Origin of the sequence: Protaetiibacter sp. SSC-01 (assembly GCF_014483895.1) — a bacterium.
Taxonomy (GTDB): Bacteria; Actinomycetota; Actinomycetes; order Actinomycetales; family Microbacteriaceae; genus Homoserinibacter.
Window position 1 is genome coordinate 889,690 of the sequence record NZ_CP059987.1, and the last position, 22,832, is coordinate 912,521.

29 protein-coding genes are annotated in these 22,832 nt (G+C 72.5%); 23 read left to right on the top strand and 6 right to left on the bottom strand.

Annotated elements, in window-relative coordinates:
• The first annotated feature begins 16 nt into the window (after nucleotides 1-16).
• The 10 genes from H4J02_RS04175 to H4J02_RS04220 all read left to right on the top strand — a co-directional run bounded on the left by H4J02_RS04175 (nucleotide 17) and on the right by H4J02_RS04220 (nucleotide 6,607).
• A complete protein-coding gene (locus tag H4J02_RS04175; protein ID WP_187675855.1) occupies nucleotides 17-574 on the top strand; it encodes a hypothetical protein in 558 nt (185 codons plus the stop codon).
• Nucleotides 571-1,674, top strand: a complete 1,104-nt coding sequence (locus H4J02_RS04180) for a type III polyketide synthase (protein ID WP_187675856.1) — start codon at nucleotides 571-573, stop codon at nucleotides 1,672-1,674. The genes H4J02_RS04175 and H4J02_RS04180 overlap by 4 nt, the downstream gene beginning before the upstream one ends.
• Nucleotides 1,671-2,360, top strand: coding sequence for a methyltransferase domain-containing protein (locus H4J02_RS04185; protein WP_187675857.1), 690 nt, complete (start codon nucleotides 1,671-1,673; stop codon nucleotides 2,358-2,360). The genes H4J02_RS04180 and H4J02_RS04185 overlap by 4 nt, the downstream gene beginning before the upstream one ends.
• Complete coding sequence (locus H4J02_RS04190) at nucleotides 2,357-2,734, top strand: hypothetical protein (RefSeq protein ID WP_187675858.1); 378 nt, start codon at nucleotides 2,357-2,359, stop codon at nucleotides 2,732-2,734. Before H4J02_RS04185 ends, H4J02_RS04190 begins: the two co-directional genes overlap by 4 nt.
• Entirely contained in the window at nucleotides 2,734-3,567 is an 834-nt protein-coding gene (locus H4J02_RS04195) for a nitroreductase family protein (RefSeq protein WP_187675859.1), read from the top strand. The genes H4J02_RS04190 and H4J02_RS04195 overlap by 1 nt, the downstream gene beginning before the upstream one ends.
• A gap of 159 nt (nucleotides 3,568-3,726) precedes the next feature.
• A complete protein-coding gene (rplS, locus tag H4J02_RS04200) occupies nucleotides 3,727-4,074 on the top strand; it encodes a 50S ribosomal protein L19 (protein WP_187675860.1) in 348 nt (115 codons plus the stop codon).
• Between the two features lie 147 nt (nucleotides 4,075-4,221).
• Entirely contained in the window at nucleotides 4,222-5,070 is an 849-nt protein-coding gene (gene lepB, locus H4J02_RS04205) for a signal peptidase I (protein WP_187675861.1), read from the top strand.
• A complete protein-coding gene (locus H4J02_RS04210) occupies nucleotides 5,067-5,732 on the top strand; it encodes a ribonuclease HII (protein ID WP_187675862.1) in 666 nt (221 codons plus the stop codon). The genes lepB and H4J02_RS04210 overlap by 4 nt, the downstream gene beginning before the upstream one ends.
• A gap of 163 nt (nucleotides 5,733-5,895) precedes the next feature.
• Nucleotides 5,896-6,219, top strand: a complete 324-nt coding sequence (locus H4J02_RS04215) for a DUF2469 family protein (RefSeq protein ID WP_187675863.1) — start codon at nucleotides 5,896-5,898, stop codon at nucleotides 6,217-6,219.
• A 4-nt stretch (nucleotides 6,220-6,223) separates the two neighbouring features.
• Nucleotides 6,224-6,607: a YchJ family protein gene (locus H4J02_RS04220; RefSeq protein WP_187675864.1), complete on the top strand. Its 384-nt coding sequence runs from the start codon at nucleotides 6,224-6,226 to the stop codon at nucleotides 6,605-6,607.
• Here H4J02_RS04220 and H4J02_RS04225 read toward each other — a convergent pair.
• Nucleotides 6,600-6,815: an SCO4848 family membrane protein gene (locus H4J02_RS04225; protein WP_187675865.1), complete on the bottom strand. Its 216-nt coding sequence runs from the start codon at nucleotides 6,813-6,815 to the stop codon at nucleotides 6,600-6,602. The two genes, H4J02_RS04220 and H4J02_RS04225, sit on opposite strands and share 8 nt — an antisense overlap.
• Nucleotides 6,816-6,957: 142 nt before the next feature.
• Here H4J02_RS04225 and H4J02_RS04230 point away from each other — a divergent pair, with 142 nt between their 5' ends.
• The 7 genes from H4J02_RS04230 to H4J02_RS04260 all read left to right on the top strand — a co-directional run bounded on the left by H4J02_RS04230 (nucleotide 6,958) and on the right by H4J02_RS04260 (nucleotide 13,681).
• Entirely contained in the window at nucleotides 6,958-7,353 is a 396-nt protein-coding gene (locus tag H4J02_RS04230; RefSeq protein ID WP_187675866.1) for a VOC family protein, read from the top strand.
• A gap of 8 nt (nucleotides 7,354-7,361) precedes the next feature.
• Nucleotides 7,362-8,450: a hypothetical protein gene (locus H4J02_RS04235; protein WP_187675867.1), complete on the top strand. Its 1,089-nt coding sequence runs from the start codon at nucleotides 7,362-7,364 to the stop codon at nucleotides 8,448-8,450.
• A gap of 71 nt (nucleotides 8,451-8,521) precedes the next feature.
• On the top strand, nucleotides 8,522-8,878 hold the full coding sequence (locus H4J02_RS04240; protein ID WP_187675868.1) for a YraN family protein: 357 nt from the start codon (nucleotides 8,522-8,524) through the stop codon (nucleotides 8,876-8,878).
• Nucleotides 8,878-10,407 (top strand): YifB family Mg chelatase-like AAA ATPase, encoded by a 1,530-nt coding sequence (locus H4J02_RS04245; protein ID WP_187675869.1) that lies wholly within the window; start codon nucleotides 8,878-8,880, stop codon nucleotides 10,405-10,407. The genes H4J02_RS04240 and H4J02_RS04245 overlap by 1 nt, the downstream gene beginning before the upstream one ends.
• Nucleotides 10,404-11,687, top strand: a complete 1,284-nt coding sequence (gene dprA, locus H4J02_RS04250) for a DNA-processing protein DprA (RefSeq protein ID WP_187675870.1) — start codon at nucleotides 10,404-10,406, stop codon at nucleotides 11,685-11,687. Before H4J02_RS04245 ends, dprA begins: the two co-directional genes overlap by 4 nt.
• A 105-nt stretch (nucleotides 11,688-11,792) precedes the next feature.
• Nucleotides 11,793-12,740, top strand: coding sequence for a phosphodiesterase (locus H4J02_RS04255; RefSeq protein WP_187675871.1), 948 nt, complete (start codon nucleotides 11,793-11,795; stop codon nucleotides 12,738-12,740).
• A gap of 35 nt (nucleotides 12,741-12,775) precedes the next feature.
• Nucleotides 12,776-13,681: a tyrosine recombinase XerC gene (locus tag H4J02_RS04260; protein WP_187675872.1), complete on the top strand. Its 906-nt coding sequence runs from the start codon at nucleotides 12,776-12,778 to the stop codon at nucleotides 13,679-13,681.
• 19 nt (nucleotides 13,682-13,700) lie between these two features.
• Here the strand turns inward: H4J02_RS04260 and H4J02_RS04265 are convergent, their stop codons facing one another.
• From H4J02_RS04265 to H4J02_RS04275, 3 genes are all read right to left on the bottom strand, one after another.
• Nucleotides 13,701-14,012 carry an SHOCT domain-containing protein gene (locus H4J02_RS04265; protein WP_187675873.1) on the bottom strand — a complete coding sequence of 104 codons (312 nt, stop codon included), beginning with the start codon at nucleotides 14,010-14,012 and terminating at the stop codon, nucleotides 13,701-13,703.
• A 104-nt stretch (nucleotides 14,013-14,116) separates the two neighbouring features.
• A complete protein-coding gene (locus H4J02_RS04270; RefSeq protein WP_187675874.1) occupies nucleotides 14,117-14,566 on the bottom strand; it encodes a M23 family metallopeptidase in 450 nt (149 codons plus the stop codon).
• Nucleotides 14,567-15,023: 457 nt separating this feature from the next.
• Nucleotides 15,024-15,857: an RIO1 family regulatory kinase/ATPase gene (locus tag H4J02_RS04275; protein ID WP_316250702.1), complete on the bottom strand. Its 834-nt coding sequence runs from the start codon at nucleotides 15,855-15,857 to the stop codon at nucleotides 15,024-15,026.
• A 387-nt stretch (nucleotides 15,858-16,244) separates the two neighbouring features.
• Here H4J02_RS04275 and rpsB point away from each other — a divergent pair, with 387 nt between their 5' ends.
• Nucleotides 16,245-17,231, top strand: a complete 987-nt coding sequence (rpsB, locus tag H4J02_RS04280) for a 30S ribosomal protein S2 (protein ID WP_187675875.1) — start codon at nucleotides 16,245-16,247, stop codon at nucleotides 17,229-17,231.
• 38 nt (nucleotides 17,232-17,269) lie between these two features.
• Nucleotides 17,270-18,097 carry a translation elongation factor Ts gene (gene tsf / locus H4J02_RS04285; RefSeq protein ID WP_187675876.1) on the top strand — a complete coding sequence of 276 codons (828 nt, stop codon included), beginning with the start codon at nucleotides 17,270-17,272 and terminating at the stop codon, nucleotides 18,095-18,097.
• A 68-nt stretch (nucleotides 18,098-18,165) separates the two neighbouring features.
• On the opposite strand, the gene dapD is transcribed toward tsf, so the two are convergent.
• A complete protein-coding gene (dapD, locus tag H4J02_RS04290; RefSeq protein WP_187675877.1) occupies nucleotides 18,166-19,089 on the bottom strand; it encodes a 2,3,4,5-tetrahydropyridine-2,6-dicarboxylate N-succinyltransferase in 924 nt (307 codons plus the stop codon).
• Nucleotides 19,090-19,122: 33 nt separating this feature from the next.
• Between dapD and dapE the strand changes: the two genes are divergently transcribed.
• The 3 genes from dapE to H4J02_RS04305 all read left to right on the top strand — a co-directional run bounded on the left by dapE (nucleotide 19,123) and on the right by H4J02_RS04305 (nucleotide 21,680).
• On the top strand, nucleotides 19,123-20,193 hold the full coding sequence (gene dapE / locus H4J02_RS04295; RefSeq protein ID WP_187675878.1) for a succinyl-diaminopimelate desuccinylase: 1,071 nt from the start codon (nucleotides 19,123-19,125) through the stop codon (nucleotides 20,191-20,193).
• A complete protein-coding gene (locus H4J02_RS04300) occupies nucleotides 20,175-21,407 on the top strand; it encodes a hypothetical protein (RefSeq protein ID WP_187675879.1) in 1,233 nt (410 codons plus the stop codon). The genes dapE and H4J02_RS04300 overlap by 19 nt, the downstream gene beginning before the upstream one ends.
• Before the next feature lie 102 nt (nucleotides 21,408-21,509).
• Nucleotides 21,510-21,680, top strand: coding sequence for a DUF3117 domain-containing protein (locus H4J02_RS04305; RefSeq protein ID WP_120762851.1), 171 nt, complete (start codon nucleotides 21,510-21,512; stop codon nucleotides 21,678-21,680).
• 79 nt (nucleotides 21,681-21,759) lie between these two features.
• On the opposite strand, the gene H4J02_RS04310 is transcribed toward H4J02_RS04305, so the two are convergent.
• Nucleotides 21,760-22,392 carry an O-methyltransferase gene (locus H4J02_RS04310; protein WP_187675880.1) on the bottom strand — a complete coding sequence of 211 codons (633 nt, stop codon included), beginning with the start codon at nucleotides 22,390-22,392 and terminating at the stop codon, nucleotides 21,760-21,762.
• Between the two features lie 57 nt (nucleotides 22,393-22,449).
• On the opposite strand from H4J02_RS04310, the gene H4J02_RS04315 reads away from it, so the two are divergent.
• Nucleotides 22,450-22,830 (top strand): Sec-independent protein translocase TatB, encoded by a 381-nt coding sequence (locus H4J02_RS04315; protein WP_187675881.1) that lies wholly within the window; start codon nucleotides 22,450-22,452, stop codon nucleotides 22,828-22,830.
• Nucleotides 22,831-22,832: the final 2 nt, after the last annotated feature.

A 22,832-nucleotide genomic window follows, 5' to 3' on the forward strand; every position in this document is an offset into this window, starting at 1 on the left:
AGCGTAGCCTTGGCAGATGGTCGTCCGCCGCGTCGTCTACCGCCTGCTCTTCCCGCTCGCGGTCGCGCTCCCCGTGTGGGTGCTCGTCACGCGCGGCGTCCTGCTCGACGGCATCGGCTGGAGCTTCCTCGGCTACCTCGTCGTGAGCCCCATCCTCTTCTTCGCGCTTCTCGTCATCGGGGGGCTCATCGTGTGGCGCCCGGGCGTGCGGCAGGAGCGTGCCGTGTCGCTGTGGGATGCCGTCGTGCTCGGCGCGCTGTGGCTCGTGCTGCTCGCGGCGGGCTTCGTCGCGCATCCGGCGATCGTCGCTGCCGCCGTGCTGCTCGTGCTCGGCGCCTTCTGGTTCGCGGCGTGGGAGCTCGTCACCGAGAGCAGGCGGCGGCTCAAGGCGGCCATGGACGACATCGACGCGACCCTCGCGGGCGCGCGCGCATCCGTGCCGCCGCCGCAGCAGCCGCGCCCGCCGCAGCCGCCGCGCCCGCCGCAGCAGCCGCAGTCGGTCGACATCGGAGAGGTCATCGTGGTGACGTCGAAAGACGTGACCCCGCCCGCCCCGGACGGCCGCGCTTCGTGACGGCGCGCATCCTGGCGATCGAGACGGCGACACCGCCCGCCGTCCTCTCCCAGGAGCGCGCCCGCGACGTGCTGCTCGCCCAGCCGGGGCTCTCGCGCCTCGGCTCCCGTCTCATCGCGACTGCCTTCGACTCCTCGGGCATCGACACCCGCGCGACGGTCGTCGAGTCTCTCGTCACGGGAGGCGACGACGAGCTGCTCGAGGAGGGAGGCCGCATCCGCCCCGCGTCGACGGGGGAGCGCAACGCCCTCTACGCGCGTCACGCCGCCCCGCTCGCGGTCGAGGCCGGCGGGCGTGCGCTCGCGGCCGCGGGCGTCGACCCCTCGGAGGTCACCCATGTCGTGACGGCGTCGTGCACGGGCTTCGTCTCGCCCGGCCCCGACCTCGCGCTCGTGCAGGAGCTCGGCCTCCGCACGGGCACCGCGCGCCTGCATGTGGGCTTCATGGGATGCTCGGCCGCGTTCCCCGCGCTGCGCACGGCCGACGCGATCTGCCGTGCCGATCCGGATGCGGTCGTGCTCATCGTGTGCGTCGAGCTCTGCACGCTCCACCTCAAGGCCACCGACGACCCCGAGCAGATCGTGGCGATGTCGCTCTTCGCCGACGGCGCCGCCGCGGCGGTCGTCGCCGCGCGGCCCGCGACGAGGCGGTCGCTCGCGATCGAGGGCTTCCTCACGGGTGTGCTGCCCGACTCCATCGACGAGATGCGCTGGACGATCGGCGACGGCGGCTTCCTCATGCGCCTCTCGAGCAGGGTGCCCGGCATCATCGGCCGCAGCATCCGCGAGGCGATCGCGCCGCTCGTGCCCGAGGGGGCGGATGCCGTGGGCGGCTGGGCCGTGCACCCCGGCGGCCGCAGCATCGTCGACCACGTGCAGGACGCCCTCGAGCTGCCGGATGCCGCGATGCGGCACTCGCGCGGCGTGCTCGCCGACCACGGCAACATGTCGAGCCCGACGGTGCTCTTCGTGCTGCGACGGCTGCTCGCCGAGCAGTCGGACGGCTCGGTGTGCGCGATGGCGTTCGGACCGGGCCTCACGCTCGAGGCGGCGCGGCTGCGCGTCGAGCCCCCTTCCCGCGCAGACGGGGAGGCCGCATGACGGCCCTCCGCGAGCGCGAGACGGAGGCGCGCGAGTGGATGGACGACCCCGCGTGCGACCTGCGGCTGCTCGAGAACACCTACCGGCAGTTCCGCGTCGTCAACCGCGCGCTCGCGGGCTGGGGCGGTATCTACCGGCGCCGCATCCGTCCGCTGCTCTCGGCCGAGCGTCCCTTCCGGCTGCTCGACATCGGCTCGGGCGGCGGCGACGTCGCACGTGCGCTCGCCGGGTGGGCGCGGCGCGACGGCGTGCGGCTCGAGGTCACGGCGACCGACCCCGACCCGCGCGCGCACGACTTCGCATCCCGCACCCCCGATCCGGATGTCGTGCTGCTCGCCGAGTCGACCTCCGAGCTCGTCGCGCGCGGCGAGCGCTTCGACCTCGCCGTCTCGAACCACGTGCTGCACCACCTCGACGACGAGCTGCCGGGCTTCCTCGCCGACAGCGAGGCGCTCGCTCCGCGCGCGCTGCACAACGACATCCGCCGCTCCCGCGCGGCGCTCGCGCTCTACACGATCGCGACGCGGCCCATCGCCTCGCGGTCGTTCCTCTACGACGACGGGCGGCTCTCGATCCGGCGCAGCTACACGGCCGACGAGCTGCGGGCCGTCGCCCCGGGCGGATGGCGGGTCGAGCCCGCGGAGCCGTTCCGCCTGCTGCTCCTGCGCGGGATGGGCGAGGCATGATCGCGCGCGCGCTCACGATCGCCGCCGCGTGCTCCTACGTCGCGAGCTGCACGCTCGGGCTCGGCGTGGCCACCGGCCGGCTTCGCACAGGCCGCGCGCGCTGGGTGCACCACGCGCTCTACATCTCCACCGCCGGCACGACGACCGCCGCGACGGTCGCGCTCGTCGCCGAGCGGGGCGCGCGCGGCACCGTGCTCGCGCCCGCGCTCGTGCCGCTCGCCGCGATCCCGTACGCGGGCACCCGCGGATGGCGGCATCCGGCGCTCGCGGCCTCCGTGGGGCCGTTCATCGCCGCGGCGCTCGCCCTCGTGGCGCGCCCCGCGCCCCGGAAGACGAGGGGCGGGCGCCGAGCCCGCCCGAGGAGAGGAGCCTGATGGACTTCCTGGACGTGGTGCGCCGCCGCAAGACGACGAACGGACCGCTCGACCCACGGCCCGTCTCCGAGGAGCACCAGCGGCTGCTCATGGAGGTCGCGAGCCGCGCGCCCTCCCAGCTCAACAGCCAGCCGTGGCGCTTCGTGCTCGTCGAGGAGCGCGAGACGATCGAGACGATCGCGCGCATCAGCGGCGAGTCGATGACCGAGGCGATGTCGAACGGCACCTTCTTCGAGCGCTACAAGCCGTACTTCCGGTTCAGCAAGGAGGAGATGGCCGAGAAGCGCAGCGGGATGCTGTTCGACAAGCTCCCCGCGCCGCTGCGGCCCTTCACGAGCCAGGTGTTCACGAAGCGCGGGCAGAAGCTCATGAACACGATGCGCGTGCCGCAGCTGCTCGGCGAGGAGAACCGCAAGCTCGTCGCGGGCGCGCCCCTCCTGCTCGGGGTCATGCTCGACCGCTCCGAGTACCGGCCGGGGGAGCTGTCGTCGTTCTACTCGGTGTTCTCGATGGGCGCCGCGATGGAGAACGTGTGGCTCACGACGACGATGCTCGGCATGGGCATCCAGTTCATCTCCTTCCCCATGGAGGTGCCCGGTCGCTGGGACGAGATCGTGCGCCTGCTCGAGGTGCCCGACGAGCTCGAGCTCATGGCCGTCTACCGGCTCGGCTACCTGCCCGAGTCGGACAAGCGGCCCGCGATCGACTGGACGAGCCACGAACGCAAGCTGCCGTCGCAGTACGTCTTCCGGGGCACGTGCAGCACGCCCGAGACGCGCTGGGACGAGCCGCCGGCGGATGCGGCCCAGACGGATGCGGCGCCCGCCGGCTGAGGCCGCGGTCGCCCGTCGGGTCGCCGATGTGGCAGAATTGACGATTGTGCTTCCGCACGGCCCTGCCACAGGGGGACCGCTGCAGCGAGGAGCACGACCCACACTCTTGTTTCCGTATACCCGCGTTCGACCTGTGGCGGGCGCAGAGAGCGAAAAATCATGCACATCCTCGACGACGTCGACGCCGCCTCGCTGCGTTCCGACATCCCCGAGTTCCGCCCCGGCGACACCGTCAAGGTGCACGTCAACATCATCGAGGGCAGCCGCTCGCGTATCCAGGTGTTCCAGGGCGTCGTGATCGCCCGTGCCAACGAGGGCGTGCGCGAGACCTTCACGGTCCGCAAGGTCAGCTTCCAGGTCGGCGTCGAGCGCACCTTCCCGGTGCACTCGCCGGTCATCGACCACATCGAGGTCGTCACCCGCGGTGACGTCCGTCGCGCCAAGCTCTACTACCTCCGCGAGCTCCGCGGCAAGAAGGCGAAGATCAAGGAGCGTCGCGAGGCCTGAGCCTCAGCGGCATCCGCTTCCGGAGCCCGGCACCCGCATCCGCGGGCCGGGCTCCGACGCATTTCGGGGCCCGTCGGTGCGAGCGGGTGTCGCATGCCCGGAGGCGCCGGGGGCGGCGCATATGCTTGCAGGGATCTCAGGGGAGTGATGAGCGAGGACACCCAGGCGCGCGCGGACGAGACGCCCGCGGACGACGCGGAGAAGGCCGTCGGCGAGTCGGCCGAGAAGGACGCCTCCGACAAGCGCAAGAAGGGCTTCGCGCTCTTCCTCCGCGACGTCGTCGTCATCGTGCTCGCGGCGATCGTCATCTCCTTCCTCATCAAGACGTTCCTCATCCGGTCGTTCTACATTCCGTCGGAGTCGATGGAGAGCACGCTGCTCGTGAACGACCGCATCATCGTCAACCAGCTCGTGCCCGAGCTCACGCCCGTCTCGCGCGGCGACGTCGTCGTGTTCACCGACCCCGGCGGCTGGCTCGACCCCGTGTTCGAGCCCCCGAAGGACCCGGTCACGGGCTTCTTCGAGTGGCTGGGCTCGATCGTGGGCCTCACGGCGCCCGACTCGAACGACCACCTCATCAAGCGCGTCATCGGGCTGCCCGGCGACCACGTCGTGTGCTGCGACGACTTCGGGCGCATGTCGGTCAACGGCGTGCCGCTCGACGAGTCCGACTACGTGAAGCTGCCCGACGGCGTGACGCGCGTCTCGCGTGACGACTTCGACGTGACGGTGCCCGAGGGCTCGCTGTGGGTCATGGGCGACAACCGCTGGAACTCGCGCGACTCCCGCTACAACCGCGACAAGCCGGGCAACGGCTTCGTTCCGCGCGACAACGTCGTGGGCCGCGCGATCCTCATCTCGTGGCCCGTCGACCGCTGGACGTGGCTCGACAACTACCCCGTCGTTTTCGACGGCGTCGAGAGCGGCACGCCCGCCCCGACACCCGAGCCCGATGATGCGGACGAGGAGCCCGACACGGAGGGCGCGGACGGATGACGGCCGCCGATCCGACGCTGCGGATGGAGCGCGGGCTCTTCCGCGACGGAGCGGCGCTCGTGATCGGCGTCGACGAGGTGGGCCGCGGTGCCATCGCGGGTCCCGTCGCCGTCGGCCTCGGCGTCTTCCTGCCCGACGTGAAGCGGATGCCGAAGGGGCTCCGCGACTCGAAGCTGCTCTCGGAGCAGCGGCGTGAGGAGCTGCACCCCGAGGTGCTCGCGTGGGCGCCGCACTCGGCCGTCGGCCTCGCGAGCAACGCGGAGGTCGACACGCTCGGCATCATCGCGGGCCTCGGCCTCGCGGCCGTGCGCGGCATCGAGGCGCTCGTCGCGGCGGGGGTGCCCGTCGAGGCGGCCGTCGTCGTGCTCGACGGCTCGCACGACTGGCTCACGCCGGCCCTCGCCGACTGCCCCGACACCTCGCGGCCGCGCGTCGTGACCCGCGTCAAGGCCGACCGCGACTGCGCGAGCGTCGCAGCGGCATCCGTGCTCGCGAAGGTGCACCGCGACCGCCTCATGATCGACGCCGACGGGGTACACCCGGGCTACGAGTGGACGAGCAACAAGGGCTACGCCTCGGCGACCCACTACGCCGCGATCGACCGGCTCGGCGCATCCGCTCTGCACCGCTGGAGCTGGCTCAAGCAGCCCGCCCTCTTCTGACGCCGGGCTGTTGTGCAGGAGTTCGCTGTTGTGCAGGGACTCCCGCGCGCGGTGGGCGCGGGAGGCCTGGAAATTCAGGGGTGAGCGGATGCCAGGGGCCGGGATCTCCTGCACAACAGCACGAGCAGGACGAGTGCGCTCACCGGAACTAGACTCATCCCCGATGGACGAGGACGAGTTCGACGACTACGACCGCGAGATGGAGCTCTCGCTGTATCGCGAGTACCGCGATGTGGTGGGCCAGTTCAAGTACGTGATCGAGACGGAGCGGCGCTTCTACCTCGCCAACGACGTCACGCTCGAGCGGCACGACACCGAGCACGACTTCTACTTCGAGCTCACGATGAACGACGTGTGGGTGTGGGACGTGTACCGCGCCGACCGCTTCGTGAAGAGCGTTCGCGTGCTCACCTTCAAGGACGTCAACGTCGAGGTGCGCGGCGACAAGGACCTCGAGCTCCCCAAGGAGCTCGCGCTCGACGAGTAGCGCCGTGTCCGGCGACGCGGCCTGCCCGTGCGGCTCGGGCCGTGGCTATGCGGAGTGCTGCGGGCCCCTCCACGCGGGCGCGCCGGCCCTCACCGCCGAGGCGCTCATGCGCTCGCGGTTCTCGGCGTTCGCGCGCGGCGACGCCGCCTACCTGACAGCGTCGTGGCATCCGTCGACGCAGCCCGCCGAGGTCGACCTCGATGCGGATGTCGTGTGGCGGCGCCTGCAGATCGTCGACACGGTCGCGGGCGGGCCGGATGACGCGGAGGGCGTCGTGGAGTTCCGCGCCTCGTACCGTGCTCCGGATGGCGCGGGGCTCCTGCACGAGCGCTCGCGCTTCACGCGCGTCGACGGCCGCTGGGTCTACGTCGACGGCGACGTCAGCTGACGAGCAGCCACACCCCCGCGACGGCGGAGGCAGCCGCGAGCACCATCGCGATCGCGACGAGCACCTGGTGCACGCGCAGGAAACGCGTCGGGCGGCCCCGCTCGTCGCGGGCGCGCACGTCGCGCGCGACGCGCCCCAGGAACGTCGGCCAGCACGCGACGTTGACGAGGGCGTTGAGCAGCAGCAGGATGCCGGCGAAGACGGTCACCCGTCGAGCCTATGCATCCGCGGAGGCGCGCCAATCCATGCGATGGCACGGCACCGGGAGGGTGCTCCCGTCGGAGAGCGGGGGGTCGTACGGGAACTCGCCGCCCCGCCCCCGGACGGGGCAGGCGGAGTACCGTTGACGCATGGCCGGTCTGACCCCCTACCTCATGCTGCCCGGCACGGCGCGCGAGGCGCTCACGCGCTACCACGAGGTGTTCGGGGGAGAGCTCACGCTCAACACCTTCGCCGACTTCGGGCGCGACGACGGCCCGGGCGAGCTCATCGCCCACGGCGAGCTGAGCGGCCCCGTCTCCCTCTTCGCGGCGGATGCCGTGGGCGACGACGCCACCTTCCGGATGCGGGGCGGCATGTTCTCGCTGCTCGGCACCGCCGAGCCCGCGACGCTCGAGGCTTGGTTCGCGGCGCTCGCGGAGGACGGCGAGGTGCTCGAGCCCCTCGCCGCGCGCGCGTGGGGCGACCACGACGGCCAGGTGCGCGACCGCTTCGGCGTGCACTGGCTCATCGGCTACCAGGGCTGACCGTGCACGTGCCCTCGCCCTCCGAGCTGCTCGCGGCTCCCCGTGGGCGGAGGCTGTGCCTCGAGGTCGCGCTCGCGGCCGAGCCCGCGGTCGTGCCGGCGGTGTTCGACGCGGAGCGGGCGTTCCACGGGGAGGGCGTCGCCGTGCTGCGCTTCGGTGCGGGCGCCGACGAGCCCCTGCCGCCACCCACCGGGCTCGCGGATGCGGGCCGGGCGCTCGGCGGCATCCGGGCGGAGTCGATCGACGCCGTGGCCGCAGACGACACCCGCGTGCTCGAGTGCCTCGCGTCGACGGTCGACAGCGCGACGTACTGGCAGGCTCCGGATGCGCGCGACGAGCTCGCGGCGCAGCCCGAGGTCGCCGAGGCGCTCATCGCGGTCGCCGACCGCCTCGTGGCGCACCACCTGCTCGCGCGCTGGAGCGGGTCGTCGTTCGGCTCGGGCTGGCGCGTCGAGTTTGACGCCGACGCGAGCGCGACGCTCGCCTTCACGAACCCAGATGCTGTGCTCGAGCAGTGGCGCGGCGAGACGCACAGCGACGAGGCGCACGCGCGCGTCGCGGATGCACAGGGTCGCGCGGGCTCGATGACGAGCGGCACATGGTGGTCGTTCCCGACGTGCCTGCCGACCGCGAGCGACACCTTCGCCGATGTGCCGTGCGGGCTGACGCTCGTCGAGGACTCCCTCGGCTGGGAGCGTGCGCTCGTGTCGCCCACCCGCGGGGCCGGTCGCGTGCTCGACATCGACGAGGCGACGTGGGTCGAGCTGTGCAGGCGGCATCCGGTCGACGTGACCTCGTCGCGCCGGCACGACTGGGGCCGCGCGACGGGCCGCGAGGGCCGCTGGGTCATCCCCGACTGGTCGGCGGTCGCGCAGGAGTGGAACGCCGTGCGGCTCTCGATCGCGCAGTACCTCGTGCTCGCAGGGCGGCCGCTGCCTGTCGACGACGAGTGCGCGTCGCTCATCGCCGGCTGGGGCCCGGGCGTCACGCGGTGGCTCACGGATGGCGTGCGCGTCGTGGGGGAGCCCGAGGTGTGGGTGCGCTCCGACGCGTCCCAGGTGGCCGGGTGGGCGCGAGCCGGTCGTCCACAGGCGTGAGCTGCTGAGCTCATCCCCGATTCCGGCGTCCGCCGCTCCATGCCCGGCGCCGCTTCGCGAGGCTCGTGCGCATGGCGGCGAAGGACGAGCTCGGCAGACGCGGTGAACGGCTCGCGGAGAGGCATCTGCTCTCCCGCGGGTACCGGTTGGTGGAGAGGAACTGGCGGTGCCGCCACGGCGAGATCGACCTCGTCGTGCGCGACGGTGACGCGCTCGTCTTCGTCGAGGTGAAGACGCGCACCTCGACGGCCTTCGGGCATCCCTTCGAGGCGATCACGCCCGTGAAACTCGCCCGCCTGCGTCGGCTCGCGGGGGTGTGGTGTGAGGCGCACCCCCGCGAGCGCGGACGCATCCGCATCGACGCCGTCGCGGTGCTCGCGCCGCGCGGTGCCGAGCCGCGCATCGAGCATCTCGTGGGGGTGTTCTGATGGGGGTGGGGCGAGCCCACGCCGTCGCCCTGCTGGGCCTCGACGGCGCGCCCGTCGAGATCGAGGCCGACACCGCGAGCGGTCTGCCCGCGTTCGTGCTCGTCGGGCTCCCGGATGCGGCGCTCGGCGAGGCGAAGGCACGCGTGCGGTCGGCGGTCGGCAACAGCGGCTTCGACTTCCCGGGCGGTCGCGTCACGGTGAACCTGTCGCCGGCGTCCCTGCCGAAGACCGGATCGGCCTTCGACCTCGGCATCGCACTCGCGGTGCTCGCCGCGGAGGGCTGGGTCGCGCCCGAGTCCGTCACGGGCGTCGTGCACCTCGGCGAGCTGGGGCTCGACGGTCGTCTGCGGCCGTGCCGCGGCATCCTGCCGATGGTGCTCGCAGCCGAGCGGGCGGGCTTCGACACCGTGCTCGTGCCCGCGGGCAACGCCGACGAGGCCTCGTTCGTGCCCGGTGTGCGCGTCGTGCCCGTCGCGAGCCTGCGCGACGCCGCCATCTGGCACGGCGCCGAGATCGACCCCGTCGAGGTCGAGCCGCTGCTCCCGGCACCCGCGTCCGAGGCTGCCGACGACGCGGGCGACCTCGCCGACGTCGTCGGAAACCGGGATGCCGTCGAGGCCGTGCAGGTCGCCGCGGCGGGCGGACACCACATGTTCCTGCTCGGGCCGCCCGGCGCGGGCAAGACGATGATCGCGTCGCGGCTGCCGGGCATCCTGCCCGACCTCGACGACCGCGCCGCGATCGAGGTGAGTTCGATCCGCTCGCTCGCGGGGCTCCCCGTCGGGCGCTCGCTCGCGACGCGGCCGCCGCTCGAGGCTCCGCACCACTCCGCATCGCCCGCGGCGATCGTGGGCGGCGGCAGCGGCGTCATCCGGCCGGGCGCGGCGGCGCGGGCCGCCCACGGCATCCTCTTCCTCGACGAGGCGCCCGAGTTCGCGCCCTCCGCCCTCGACTGCCTGCGCCAGCCCCTCGAGTCGGGCGTCATCACGATCTCGCGCGCCGCCGCGACCGCGAGCTTCCCCGCCCGCTTCCAGCTCGTGCTCGCCGCCAACCCGTGCCCGTGCGGCAACGCGGGTGTGCGCGACGCCGAGTGCACGTGCACGCCGTTCGTGCGCCGCCGCTACCTCGGGCGGCTCTCGGGCCCCCTGCTCGACCGGGTCGACATCCGGCTCGACGTGCCGCGCGTCACGGCCGCTCAGCTGCGGGTGGGAGCGGATGCGCCCGCCACGACGAGCGAGGCGGCTCGCGCCCGCGTGATCGAGGCGCGCGCCCGTGCCACCCGGCGGCTCGCGGGCACGCCGTGGCGGCTCAACGCGCACGTCTCCGGCAGCTGGCTGCGTGCGCAGGGCGCGCCCGTGCCGGGCTCGACCGCAGGGCTCGACCGCGCGCTCGAACGCGGGGCGCTTACGATGCGCGGCTACGACCGCGTGCTCCGTCTCGCCTGGACCCTCGCCGACCTTGACGGCGTCGAACGTCCCGGGCTCGACCAGATCGGTCGTGCCCTCTACCTCCGGAAGGCCGCCGCATGACCATCCTCGGAATCGCCGACGCGACCGTCGCGTCGCTCGTGCGACCCGTCACCGACCCCGCCCACGATCGCGACGCCGTCGCCGAGCGCTTCGCCCGCGCCACCTGGACGGGCATCGCCGAACCGGGCGACCGGGTCGCGGGCATCGTCGTCGCCGCGCTCGGGGCGGAGGCCGCGCTCGCGGCCCTCATCGACGACAGGGAGGGCGGGGTGCTGCGACACGCGCTCGCCGACCACGACACCGAGCTCGACGACGACGAGCTCGACCAGGCCGTCGCACGGTGGACGCCGCGCATCTCGAAAGCCGACGCGCTGCTCTCCTTCCGACAGGCCGCGCGCTTCGCCGTGTCCCTGGTCGTGCCGGGCGACCCCGACTGGCCCGAGCGCCTCGACGACCTCGCGGCGTTCGCGCCCCTCGCCCTGTGGATGCGGGGGGATCGCGGGCGGCTGCCTTCGCTCGAACGGGGAGTCGCCATCGTCGGCGCGCGTGCCGCCACCGGCTACGGCGAGCACGTCACGGTCGAGCTCGCCGCGGGCCTCGCCGACCGCGGATACACGATCGTCTCGGGCGCCGCCTACGGCGTCGACGGTGCCGCCCACCGTTCGGCGCTCGCGAGCGGCGCCGACACCATCGCCTTCCTCGCAGGCGGGCTCGACCGCTTCTACCCGTCGGGCCACGAGGGCCTGCTCTCGCGCATCATCGAGCGCGGTGTCGCCATCTCCGAGGTGCCGTGCGGGGTCGCACCCACCAAATGGAGGTTCCTGCAGCGCAACAGGCTCATCGCGGCCTCGAGCCTCGCGACGGTCGTCGTCGAGGCGGGCGCCCGCTCGGGCTCTCTCAACACGGCGGGCCACGCCGCGGCACTCGGCCGCCCGCTCGGGGCGGTACCCGGTCCCATCACGAGCGCCGCATCCGCGGGATGCCACCGGCTGCTGCGCGAGTACGACGCGGTCTGCGTCACGAGCGCCGCCGAGATCGCCGAGCTCGCGCCGCTGCCCGATGCGCCCGAGCCCGACGCGCCCGGCGACGCGCGGCTCGCATCCGGCCGGGGCGCGCCCGAGACCGTCGAGGGGGCGGAGGCCCGGGGCCGCCCGGCCGCGGACCCCGCGGGTACCCGCATCCGCCTCCTCGACGCCCTCGCCCCGCGCAGCGCCCGCACGCCCGAGCAACTCGCGACGCTCTCGGGGCTCGCCGTCGACCGCGTGCGCGCCGAGCTCGGGCTGCTCGCGCTCGAGGGCATCGTCAAGGAACGGGGAGCGGGGTGGGTGAAGGTCACGTAGCACCAGGGCTCGTCGCGCGATGTGCCGTGGGCCGATGTGCCGTCGCCCGAGGTCCCGTGGCGCGATGTGCTGTGGCAAGACAGGGGTGCGGGTTACCCTCGCAGCATGGTCCAGCTCGGGCAGCACGCACCGCCGATCCACGTCATCGCCCACGTGAGCGACACGCACCTGCTCGGCGGGCGACGACCGCTCTACGGCGCGGTCGACACGGATGCCACGGTCGCCCGCGCGTTCGCGCAGCTCGAGCGCAGCGGCATGCGCCCCGAGGCCATCGTCATCACGGGCGACCTCACCGACCTCGGCGAGCCCGACGCGTACGAGCGGCTCAAAGGTCTCGTCGAGCCACCGGCCGAGCGGATGGGGTCGCGCGTCATCTGGGTCATGGGCAACCACGACGAGCGCGGGCCCTTCGCCGAGATCCTGCTCGGCGAACCGATCACGACCAAGCCGCAGGACCGCGTCTACGACGTGAACGGCCTCCGCATCATCGCCCTCGACACGACCGTGCCTGGCTACCATCACGGCGACCTCGAGCCCGAACAGCTCGAGTGGCTGCGCGCCGAGCTCGCCACCCCCGCGCCGCACGGAACCCTCATCGCCCTGCACCACCCGCCCATCCCGACCCCCGTCGAGCTCATGGCGATCCTCGAGCTCGACCACCAGGCCGAGCTCGCCGACGTCATCCGCGGCACCGACGTGCGCGCCGTGCTCGCGGGCCACCTGCACTACTCGACCACCGGCACCTTCGCGGGCGTCCCGGTCTCGGTCGCCGCAGCCACCTGCTACACGATCGACTCGAGCGCCGAGCCCGGCAGCCTCGCCGGCATCGACGGCGGGCAGACCTTCAACCTCGTGCACGTCTACGACGACCAGGTCGTGCACTCCATCGTGCCCATCACCGACGCCCCCCGCGTCGCCGGCTTCTCGGGCGCCTTCCTCGACGCGCTCACCGCCATGACGCATGAGGAACGCCGAGAGGCGTTCTCCAACAAGCGGTCCACCTTCAACCTCGAAGACCACCTCCGCTCGAGCGGCGCCGCGCCCGCCGAATAGGCCGCGCCGTCGGCGCCCGGTGCGAGCATGGCTGCATGCAGCTGCGCGCGGCCGTCGAGGCCTACCTCAACGAGCTCACGCTCGAGCGCGGCTACTCGCGGCACACCATCCGGGCCTACGGCAACGATCTCGCCGACCTCGTGGGGTTCGCCGAGGCGCTGGGCGAGACGGATGCCGCCTCCCTCGACCTCGAGACCCTCCGCGACTGGCTGTGGCGGGGCTCGCAGCAGGGTCTTGCCGCATCGACCCTCGGACGCCGTGTCTCATCCGCTCGCTCCTTCACGGCCTGGCTCACCCGCAGCGGCGTCACGAGCAACGACCCGGGGCTCCGGTTGCGCACCCCGCGCGCCGGGCGGCGGCTCCCGCGGGTGCTCACGCGCGGGCAGATGGACACCCTGCTCGACGGCCTCCACGCGCAGGCGGCCGAGGGCGACCCCGTCGCGCTGCGCGACGTCGCCATCATCGAGCTGCTCTACGCATCCGCTCTGCGCGTGAGCGAGCTCGTCGGCCTCGACATCGACGACATCGACCGCGGCGCCCGCACCGTCCGCGTGCTCGGAAAGGGTGCGAAGGAGCGCGTCGTGCCCTACGGAGGCCCCGCGGCATCCGCGATCGACGACTACCTCGTGCGCGCGCGCCCCGCGCTGCGCACCGAGCAGTCGGGTCACGCGCTCCTGCTGGGTGCGCGCGGCGGCCGCCTCAGCACGCGCACCGTCTACGAGCTCGTCGCGCGCGAGCTGCGCGAGCTCCCCGGCACGGGGCCCGCCGGTCCGCATGCGCTGCGGCACACGGCCGCGACGCACCTGCTCGACGGGGGAGCGGACCTGCGCATCGTGCAGGAGATGCTCGGCCATGCGAGCCTCGCCACCACCCAGCTCTACACGCACGTCTCCACGGAGCGTCTGCGCGAGACCTATCGCCTCGCCCACCCGCGCGCCTGACGGTTCGACCGGTCTCGCGTCAGATCGATCCGAGGATGCGCGCCCGCGCGGCCTCGTACTCGGCGTCGTCGACCGAGCCGCCCGCTCGGAGGCGCTCGAGCTCCTCGAGCCGGTCCTCGACCGTCCGCTCGGGCGCGAGAGCCTGCGAGTCGAGGATCTTCGCCTGCAGCTCCGTCTGCATCGTGAGTGGGTTGTGCCCCAGCTCCACCGCCTTCCGTGCGTTGAGCAGCGCCATCACCACCACGACGATCGCGCCGATGATGATGATCGCCGTGACGATCCCGAACAGCGCTGGGAAGCCCGCTTCGGGTACGGGGAACTCCGGGTCCATGCGCCCATCCTGGCCCCCGCCGCGCCCCCGGGGAAGCGCTCACACTCAACTCAGGACATCCGCCCCCCGCTGTCCCCTGAGCCCCGCGCCGATGCCCGACCGGCTCAGGGAGGCAGCAGCACTGCGCGGGGCTGGCCGCCGAGGAAGAGGAGCGGCGAGACGTACTCGCCGTGGATCCGCACGCCGAAGTGGAGGCAGGCGCCAGAGGAGCAGTGCCCCGCGAGCAGCGTGCCCACCACCTCGCCGCGGCGCACCGGATCGCCCTTCTGCAGCGCCGTCTCGATGGGCTCGTAGCTCGAGAGCACACCGCCGCCGTGATCGATCGACAGCACGGGGCGGTCGACGACGACGCCCGCGAAGTGTACGACCCCGTCGGCGGGAGCGCGCACCTCGGCGCCGGCTCCCGAGCGGATGTCGATGCCGCGGTGCCCCGACGCGTACGGTGTCGCGGGCGCCAGATACGGGCGAGCGATCGGATGCGGCGCCGCGAGCGGCCACGCCCACAGCGCCGCGGCGGCGGCGAGGGCGGCGAGACGGCGGACGGGGACGCGCATCCGTCCATGCTGGGCGCTGCAGCCCCCGCCAACGCCGCTTCGCGCCCCTTCTGCGCAGAAGACCGCCCCCTGCACTCTGCGGAGGAGCGGATGTTGCCCACCGCCGCGCCAGCAGTGAGCCGCGGACCACGGCATCGATTCCGCCGCGGGAGCAATCGGCGGGAGCAAGCGCGCCAGCGGACGCCGATCCCATCACGCGGCGGGAGCAACATCTCCCGCCGCACGCACGCAGTGCCGGCCGCTTCGCCCACGCAGCCGCCTCATCCGCTCCACCTGCTGTTGTGCAGGAACCGTTCGCTGTTGTGCAGGAGAGCGTCTCCCGGGACCCCCGGATGCGGGAGCGGGCGGGAGGCGGGCTCCGGGAACTCCTGCACAACAGCGGAACTCCTGCACAACAGCGGAACTCCGGCACAACAGCAGCAACGACAGGGGCAGCACAGACGGCACCCGCCGCCCCTCAGAACAGCTCCGCCACCGCCCGCGCGAAGAGCTCCTCCGCGTCGCACTCGTGTCCGCGGCGCGAGAACCACGTGCACACGTTGCGGCAGTCGCGCTCGAGCAGCTCCATGCCGTTCGGGTTGGCGATGACATCGACGAGCTGAGGCAGATCGATGACGACGACGCGTCCTCGATGCACGAGCAGGTTGTACGGCGAGAGGTCGCCGTGCGCCCAGCCCGCCCGCGCGAAGCCGAGCACGATCGACTCGACCTGGGCGAAGAGCTCCGCGAGCTCCGCGCCCGCCGCGTCCGACTGCGCGAGCCGCGGGGCCGCGACCGTGTCCTCGCCGATGAACTCGAGCAGCAGCTCGGTGCCGTTGACCTGCACGGGATAGGGGACCGGGATGCCGAGCTCCCATGCGCGCGACAGCGCCGCGAACTCGGCGTTCGACCACGCGACGGCCGCGACCGAGCGCCCGTAGGCCGTGCCGCGCTCGACAGCCCGCTGATCGCGGGAGCGTCGCTCGCGGCGCCCCTCGCGGTAGACCTCGGACCGCGTGAAGTCGGTGTGCTCGGCCGAGCGGTACCGCTTCGCGGCGAGCAGGCAGCTCTCCGACCCGTCGGGCACGGCGCGCTCGATGAGGAACACGTCGGCCTCCTTGCCCGTCTTGAGGATGCCGAGCTCGGTGTCGAGCGCGGCGGCTGAGGTGACGACCCAGTCCGGCCACGGCTTGGGGCCGCGCTCGGACGGGGTGACCGCCGGCCACGTGGACCAGCGCTGGCCGGCGTCGGGCTCGACGTCGGCGAAGGTGAAGGTGGGGACGACGAAGTCGTCGCCGAAGATGTGCGTCAATTCGGTGGTCTTCCGGATGGGAGGCCACCGCGCCGGCGGTTCTGCTAGCGGGCGATGACCTCGGTGATGAGGGTCGTGGAAACGGGCACGACGAAGACGGTGCGCATCGTTCACTCCTCTCGCTCACATGCCTCGGGCCATCCGGGCGGCCTCAGCATAGACCCGTGGCCGCGGGCTGTACACCCTCGCTGCTACACTGACTTCAGCACCCGCTCCGGCGGGTGACTTCGCGTGCCCATCGCACACGGCTCAATTCCTTCAGTCCGACCCGCAGGGGTCGGCGGATGCGCGCCAGGGCACCAGGGATCGCGGCCGACCGGTCGCGGCAGACAACTGAGAAACCGCAGAGTCGGCATGGCCGTGCCCTGCGAGGAAAGGAATGCGGCCATGGCCGTCGTCACCATCCGCCAGCTGCTCGACAGCGGCGTCCACTTCGGACACCAGACCCGTCGCTGGAACCCGAAGGTCAAGCGCTTCATCCTCACGGAGCGCTCGGGCATCCACATCATCGACCTCCAGCAGTCGCTCGCCTACATCGACAAGGCGTACGAGTTCGTCAAGGAGACGGTCGCCCACGGCGGCACCGTGCTCTTCGTCGGCACCAAGAAGCAGGCCCAGGAGGCCATCGCCGAGCAGGCGACGCGCGTCGGCCAGCCCTACGTGAACCAGCGTTGGCTCGGCGGTCTGCTCACCAACTTCCAGACGGTCTCCAAGCGTCTCGCGCGCATGAAGGAGCTCGAGGAGATCGACTTCGACGACACGACGAAGGGCTTCACCAAGAAGGAGCTCCTCATCAAGAAGCGCGAGCTCGACAAGCTGCACAAGACGCTCGGTGGCATCCGCAACCTCACCAAGACCCCCAGCGCGATCTGGGTCGTCGACGCCAAGCGCGAGCACCTCGCGGTCGACGAGGCCACGAAGCTCGGCATCCCCGTGATCGGCATCCTCGACACGAACGCCGACCCCGACGAGCTGCAGTTCCCGATCCCGGGCAACGACGACGCGATCCGCTCGGTGAGCCTGCTCACGCGCATCATCGCCGACGCCGCCGCCGAGGGCCTCATCCAGCGTCACCAGAAGCCCGAGGCCGAGGGCAACGTCTCCGCCGTCGAGCCGCTCGCCGAGTGGGAGCGCGAGCTCCTCGAGGCGTCGAGCAACCCCGAGTCGGTCGCCGAGAAGATCGAGTCCGTCGACAACCGTGTCGAGGGTGACGTCGAGGCGGGCGCCGAGGCCGTGGCCGAGGTCGTCGAGGCCGAGACCCCGACCGAGCAGAACGACGCGGATGCGGAGGTCGCCGAGAAGGCTGCCGACGCCGACGCCGAGGAGAAGCCCGCGGCGAAGAAGAAGCCGGCCGCCAAGAAGGCCGCCGAGTAATCCCCCCGATCGATTTCGAACAGCTAAGGAACACATCCATGGCCAACTTCAGCCTGGAAGACGTGAAGGCCCTGCGCGAGCGCCTCGGCACCGGCATGGTCGACACCAAGAACGCTCTCGTCGAGGCCGATGGTGACATCGAGAAGGCCGTCGAGATCCTGCGCCTCAAGGGTGCGAAGGGCAACGCGAAGCGTGCCGACCGCTCCACGAGCGAGGGCCTCATCGCCGTCGTCGAGTCGGCCACGGCCGTCACGATGATCGAGCTCGCGTGCGAGACCGACTTCGTCGCGAAGAACGACAAGTTCGTCGCCCTCGCCGACAAGATCGTCGCCGCGCTCGCCGACTCGGGTGCCGAGACGGTCGACGCGGCCCTCGCGGTCGCCGTCGACGGCGGCACCGTGGCCTCCCTCATCGAGGACCAGGCCGCGACCATCGGCGAGAAGATCGAGCTGCGCCGCGTCGTGCGCATCGCCGGCGAGAAGTTCGCCGTCTACCTGCACCGCACGAGCAAGGACCTCCCGCCGCAGATCGGCGTCGTCGTCTCCTACACGGGTGACGACGCGGAGACCGCCCGCTCGATCGCTCAGCACATCTCGTTCGCCGACCCGGCCTACCTCACGCGCGAGGACGTGCCCGAGGCCGACGTCGAGAACGAGCGTCGCATCGTCGAGGAGATCAGCCGCAACGAGGGCAAGCCGGAGGCCGCCCTGCCGAAGATCGTCGAGGGTCGCCTCGGCGCCTACTTCAAGCAGGTCGCCCTGCTCGAGCAGGACTACGCCCGCGACAACAAACTGACCGTCGGCAAGGTCGTCGCCGACGCCGGTCTGACCGTGAACGGCTTCGCCCGCTTCAAGGTCGGCGCCTAAGCAGCCGCACGCGAAGGGCCCCGGATCCACGAGATCCGGGGCCCTTCGTCGTCGCGGGGTCGGACGCGTCAGGCGTGCAGCTGGGCGTTGAGCTCGACGCCGTGGCCGTCGCGGGGCAGTGCCTCGACGGCACCCGTGACGGAGTTGCGGCGGAACAGGATGCCGGGCACGCCCGAGAGCTCGACGGCCTTCACGGTGCGCGGCCCAGCCGGCAGGCGGTAGGTGACCTTCGTGCCGGCCGTGACGTAGAGGCCCGCCTCGACGACGGAGTCGTCGCCGATCGAGATGCCGATGCCCGAGTTCGCGCCGAGGAGGGCGCGCTCGCCGATCACGACGCGCTCCGTGCCGCCGCCCGAGAGGGTGCCCATGATGGAGGCGCCGCCGCCGATGTCGGAGCCGTCGCCCACGACGACGCCCTGCGAGATGCGCCCCTCGACCATCGACGAGCCGAGCGTTCCGGCGTTGAAGTTCACGAAGCCCTCGTGCATGACGGTCGTGCCGGGGGCGAGGTGCGCGCCGAGCCGCACGCGGGCGGCATCCGCGATGCGCACGCGCTCGGGCACGACGTAGTCGAGCATCCGCGGGAACTTGTCGACGCCCGTGACCGAGATGCCGGCACGCTGCAGGCGAGCGCGCCCGCTCGAGAGCACCGACGGATGCGCGGGCCCGCCCGTCGTCCACGCGACGATCGGCAGGTGGGCGAAGACGCCGTCGAGGTTGACCTCGTTCGGCTTGACGAGCAGGTGCGACAGGAGGTGGAGGCGGAGGTAGGCGTCCGGGGTGGAGGCGGGGGCCGCATCCGTGTCGATCTCGACGAGCATCGCCTCGGTCGTGACCTCGCGCACGGGGTCGGCGCCGACCCCGTCGGCCACCTCGGCGGGCGCGGAGGCGTCCGCGGGGGCGGCGCCGAGCGCGGGGGAGGGGAACCAGGTGTCGAGCACGGTTCCGTCGGCGGCGATCGTGGCGAGTCCGTGGCCCCAGGCGGTCGTCATAGTGCCAGGTTATCGGCTGGGTAGGGTTGGTCCGTGCCCGCCCTCGACCTCGCCACCAGCACCCCCGAGCTCACGCGCCAGCTCGTCGACATCTTCTCGGTGTCGGGCGAGGAGGCCGCGATCGCCGACGCCATCGAGCATGTTGTGCGCGCGCAGCCGCACCTCGAGGTGGTGCGCGACGGCGACGCCGTCGTCGCCCGCACGAACCTCGGCCGCCCGCAGCGCGTCGTCATCGCGGGTCACATCGACACGGTGCCGGTCAACGACAACCTGCCCGCGCGGCTCGAGGGCGACATCCTGTGGGGCCGCGGCACGGTCGACATGAAGGGCGGATGCGCGGTCATGCTCGCGCTCGCCACCCAGCTCGCCGAGCCCGCGATCGACGTCACGTGGGTCTGGTACGACAACGAGGAGGTCGACTCCTCGCTCAACGGCCTCGGCCGCATCGCGCGCGAGCGCCCCGAGCTGCTGCAGGCCGACTTCGCGATCCTCGGCGAGCCCTCGAACGGCAAGATCGAGGGCGGATGCAACGGCACGATCCGCGTCGACGTCACGACCCGCGGCAAGCGCGCGCACTCGGCCCGCGCCTGGATGGGCGAGAACGCCATCCACGCGATGGCGCCCGTGCTCGAGCGCCTCGCCGCGTATGAGGCGCGCGAGGTCGAGGTCGACGGGCTCGTGTACCGCGAGAGTCTCTCGGCCGTGCGCATCTCGGGCGGCGTCGCCGGCAACGTCATCCCCGACGAGTGCACCGTGCACGTCAACTACCGCTTCGCGCCGAGCCGCAGCGGCGCCGAGGCCCTCGCCCACCTCGAGGAGCTGCTCGCCGGCCTCCCGGTGGAGATCGCGGTCGCCGACCTCGCCGAGGGCGCCCGCCCCGGCCTCGACGCGCCGCTCGCCCAGCAGTTCGTCGCCGCGGTCGGCGGCGAGGCCCGACCCAAGTACGGGTGGACGGATGTCGCCCGCTTCAGCGCTCTCCGCATCCCCGCCGTGAACTACGGCCCCGGCGACCCGAGTCTCGCCCACGCCGACGATGAGCGCGTGCCCGTGGCGCAGATCGAGCGGGTCGAGGCGGGCCTGCGCCGATGGCTCAGCGCCGGCTGATCCTCCCCGCGCTCGTGCGGTGGCGCCTCACACCCTGGTGGGGCCGCGTGCTCGTCGTCTTCGCGCTCTCGCGCGTCGTGACGACGGCGATCATGCTGTGGGGCGCGGGCGAGCAGGCGCGCACGACGGGCGCCTCGCCGCTCGACTACGCGACGTTCGCGAGCAACTGGGACGGTCAGTGGTACTGGCTCATCGCGGTCGCGGGCTACCCATCCGAGCTGCCCGTCGACGCATCCGGCCACGTCATGCAGAACGCGTGGGCGTTCATGCCGGCCTACCCACTGCTGCTCGGCGTCTTCGCGCGGCTGGGGTTCCCGTTCCCGCCGCTCGCCGTGCTGCTGTCGCTTGCGGCGGGGGCGTGCGCGGCGTTGCTCTTCGAACGGCTGCTGCGAGGCAACGGCTTCTCGCCGGGCTCGGCGCTCTTCGGCGTCGTGCTGCTGTGCACCGCCCCGCTGTCGCCCATGTTCCAGGTCGCCTACGCGGAGGCGGCGGGGCTCGCGCTGCTGTTCCTCGCACTCCTGCTCGTGCAGCGGCGTCTGTTCTGGACGCTCGTGCCGGTCGTGATCCTCATGTCACTCACGCGGCCGTCAGGGCTCGCGTTCGCGCTCTTCCTTCTGCTCGTGTTCGCCCTGCGGATCTGGAGGCGGCGGCGCGACGCCGATGCGCATCCGCTGCCCCCGCGGGAGTTCTGGGGGCTCGTGACCGCGGGCCTCGCGAGCTTCGCGGCGGGGCTCGCGTGGCCGGCTGTCGCGTGGGCCGTGACGGGCTCGCCGAGCGCCTACCTCGACACCGAGCTGTCGTGGCGGGCGAGCTACCTCGGCTACGGAGAGCTCGTGCCGTTCGAGGCGTGGCTGCGCGGCATCGCGTTCTGGCTGGAGTTCGCGGGAGCGGATGCGCCGGCCACCTCGCTCGCGGTCGTCGCGGTGGTCGTCATGGTCGCCCTCTTCGCGGTGTTCCTCGGGAGCCCGTGGGGACGTCGTCTCGGCGAGCTGCGGCTGTGGCTCGTGAGCTACCTTGTGTATCTCATGGCGGTGTTCTTCCCGCAGTCGAGCACGTGGCGCCTGCTGCTGCCGCTGTCGCCCGCCCTCGGAGCCTTCGCGGTGCCGCGCTCGCGGGCGCTGCGGGTCGTGCTCGTGGTGCTCGGCGTGCTCGGGCAGCTGTGGTGGGTGTACTTCTGCTGGGTGCGCGTGCCGGGCGACTGGTCGCCGCCGTAGGCGCCCGTCACCGTGCCCGCGGCGCTGGCCCGCCGCAGGATTCGCCCGTGTCCCCCGCATACGGGATAATGGGGATGAGCAACCGTCGAAAGGGGACATCTCATGGCAGCCATGAAGCCGAGGACCGGTGACGGCCCGATGGAGGCTGTGAAGGAGGGTCGCCTCATCATCGTGCGCGTTCCGCTCGAGGGCGGAGGCCGCCTGGTGGTCTCGGTCAACGACGACGAGGCCAAGGAACTGCACGACGCTCTCGCGAGCGTCATCGCGGGCTGACCCGACACAAGCCGACGCGCCCCGTCTGATCTCCGGATCAGGCGGGGCGCGGTCGTCGGCGGGGGAGACGCGCGGGGCGTCAGTCGGACGTCTTGACGAGCTGCAGCAGCCCGTCGCCCGCGGTGCTGAGGGATGCCGTGACGGCGGCCGACTCGGCGATCGTCGTGAGCAGGGCCCGGAAGTCGGCGACCGTCTCGTCGCGCTGCGCCGGGTCGGCGACGCGACCCCGCCACAGGGCGTGGGCGACCGCGACCACGCCGCCCGTGCGCGCGATCCGGAGACCGTGCTCCACGTAGTCGAGCACCGATCCGGGGTCGGCGTCGACGAGCACGAGGTCGTAGGCGCCGTCGTTCATGCGCGGGAGCACGTCGGTGGCGCGGCCCGCGATGAGGCGGGCGCGCGAGGAGGGGATGCCGGCGTCGGCGTAGGCCTGACGCGCGCGGTTCTGGTGATCGATCTCGACGTCGATCGTCGTGAGCGTGGCGTTCGGGGCGCCCTGCAGGAGCCACAGGCCGCTCACGCCGGCGCCCGTGCCGATCTCGAGGATGTTGCGCGCACCGCTCGCGGCGGCGAGCACGGCGAGCTGGGCGCCCACGGCGGGCGAGACCGGGTCGATGCCGAGCTCGAGCGAGTGCTGCCGGGCAGCCTGCGTCGCGGGGGGTTCCACGGGGAACTCCTCCGCGAACTTCCAGCTCAGGTCTTTGTCGCTCACATCGCCTCCGCCTCCCAGCGTAGGGCCGTGCCCAGCCCGCGCCGGTATCCTGAGCGGGTGTCCTTCGGGTTGACCTTCGACAAGATCCTGATCATCCTCGTGATCGCGGTCTTCCTCGTGGGCCCCGAGCGTCTGCCGGGCTACGCCGCCCAGCTCGCGCGCCTCACGCGCTCGCTGCGCGACCTCGCGAACGGCGCGAAAGACCGGATGCGCGAGGAGATGGGCCCCGAGTTCGACGAGGTCGACTGGGCGAAGCTCGATCCCCGCAAGTACGACCCGCGCCGCATCATCCGCGACGCCCTTCTCGAGGAGGACCCGGCCGGCCCGGTGCCCGCCGGTCCGCCGACGCCGACCCGCTCCTCGGCGACCGCGTACGAGCTGCGCCAGCGCCGGCTCGGCAAGGGGCCCGTGCCGCCGTTCGACGGCGAGGCGACCTAGGC

Bases quoted from the DNA above. Each gene is read 5' to 3' on its own strand.
- H4J02_RS04175 (WP_187675855.1), top strand. From the start codon at position 17: ATGGTCGTCCGCCGCGTCGTCTACCGCCTGCTCTTCCCGCTCGCGGTC.
- H4J02_RS04185 (WP_187675857.1), top strand. From the start codon at position 1,671: ATGACGGCCCTCCGCGAGCGCGAGACGGAGGCGCGCGAGTGGATGGAC.
- H4J02_RS04190 (WP_187675858.1), top strand. From the start codon at position 2,357: ATGATCGCGCGCGCGCTCACGATCGCCGCCGCGTGCTCCTACGTCGCG.
- H4J02_RS04195 (WP_187675859.1), top strand. From the start codon at position 2,734: ATGGACTTCCTGGACGTGGTGCGCCGCCGCAAGACGACGAACGGACCG.
- rplS (WP_187675860.1), top strand. From the start codon at position 3,727: ATGCACATCCTCGACGACGTCGACGCCGCCTCGCTGCGTTCCGACATC.
- lepB (WP_187675861.1), top strand. From the start codon at position 4,222: ATGAGCGAGGACACCCAGGCGCGCGCGGACGAGACGCCCGCGGACGAC.
- H4J02_RS04210 (WP_187675862.1), top strand. From the start codon at position 5,067: ATGACGGCCGCCGATCCGACGCTGCGGATGGAGCGCGGGCTCTTCCGC.
- H4J02_RS04215 (WP_187675863.1), top strand. From the start codon at position 5,896: ATGGACGAGGACGAGTTCGACGACTACGACCGCGAGATGGAGCTCTCG.
- H4J02_RS04230 (WP_187675866.1), top strand. From the start codon at position 6,958: ATGGCCGGTCTGACCCCCTACCTCATGCTGCCCGGCACGGCGCGCGAG.
- H4J02_RS04240 (WP_187675868.1), top strand. From the start codon at position 8,522: ATGGCGGCGAAGGACGAGCTCGGCAGACGCGGTGAACGGCTCGCGGAG.
- H4J02_RS04245 (WP_187675869.1), top strand. From the start codon at position 8,878: ATGGGGGTGGGGCGAGCCCACGCCGTCGCCCTGCTGGGCCTCGACGGC.
- dprA (WP_187675870.1), top strand. From the start codon at position 10,404: ATGACCATCCTCGGAATCGCCGACGCGACCGTCGCGTCGCTCGTGCGA.
- H4J02_RS04255 (WP_187675871.1), top strand. From the start codon at position 11,793: ATGGTCCAGCTCGGGCAGCACGCACCGCCGATCCACGTCATCGCCCAC.
- H4J02_RS04260 (WP_187675872.1), top strand. From the start codon at position 12,776: ATGCAGCTGCGCGCGGCCGTCGAGGCCTACCTCAACGAGCTCACGCTC.
- H4J02_RS04265 (WP_187675873.1), bottom strand. From the start codon at position 14,012: ATGGACCCGGAGTTCCCCGTACCCGAAGCGGGCTTCCCAGCGCTGTTC.
- H4J02_RS04270 (WP_187675874.1), bottom strand. From the start codon at position 14,566: ATGCGCGTCCCCGTCCGCCGTCTCGCCGCCCTCGCCGCCGCCGCGGCG.
- rpsB (WP_187675875.1), top strand. From the start codon at position 16,245: ATGGCCGTCGTCACCATCCGCCAGCTGCTCGACAGCGGCGTCCACTTC.
- tsf (WP_187675876.1), top strand. From the start codon at position 17,270: ATGGCCAACTTCAGCCTGGAAGACGTGAAGGCCCTGCGCGAGCGCCTC.
- dapD (WP_187675877.1), bottom strand. From the start codon at position 19,089: ATGACGACCGCCTGGGGCCACGGACTCGCCACGATCGCCGCCGACGGA.
- H4J02_RS04300 (WP_187675879.1), top strand. From the start codon at position 20,175: ATGGCTCAGCGCCGGCTGATCCTCCCCGCGCTCGTGCGGTGGCGCCTC.
- H4J02_RS04305 (WP_120762851.1), top strand. From the start codon at position 21,510: ATGGCAGCCATGAAGCCGAGGACCGGTGACGGCCCGATGGAGGCTGTG.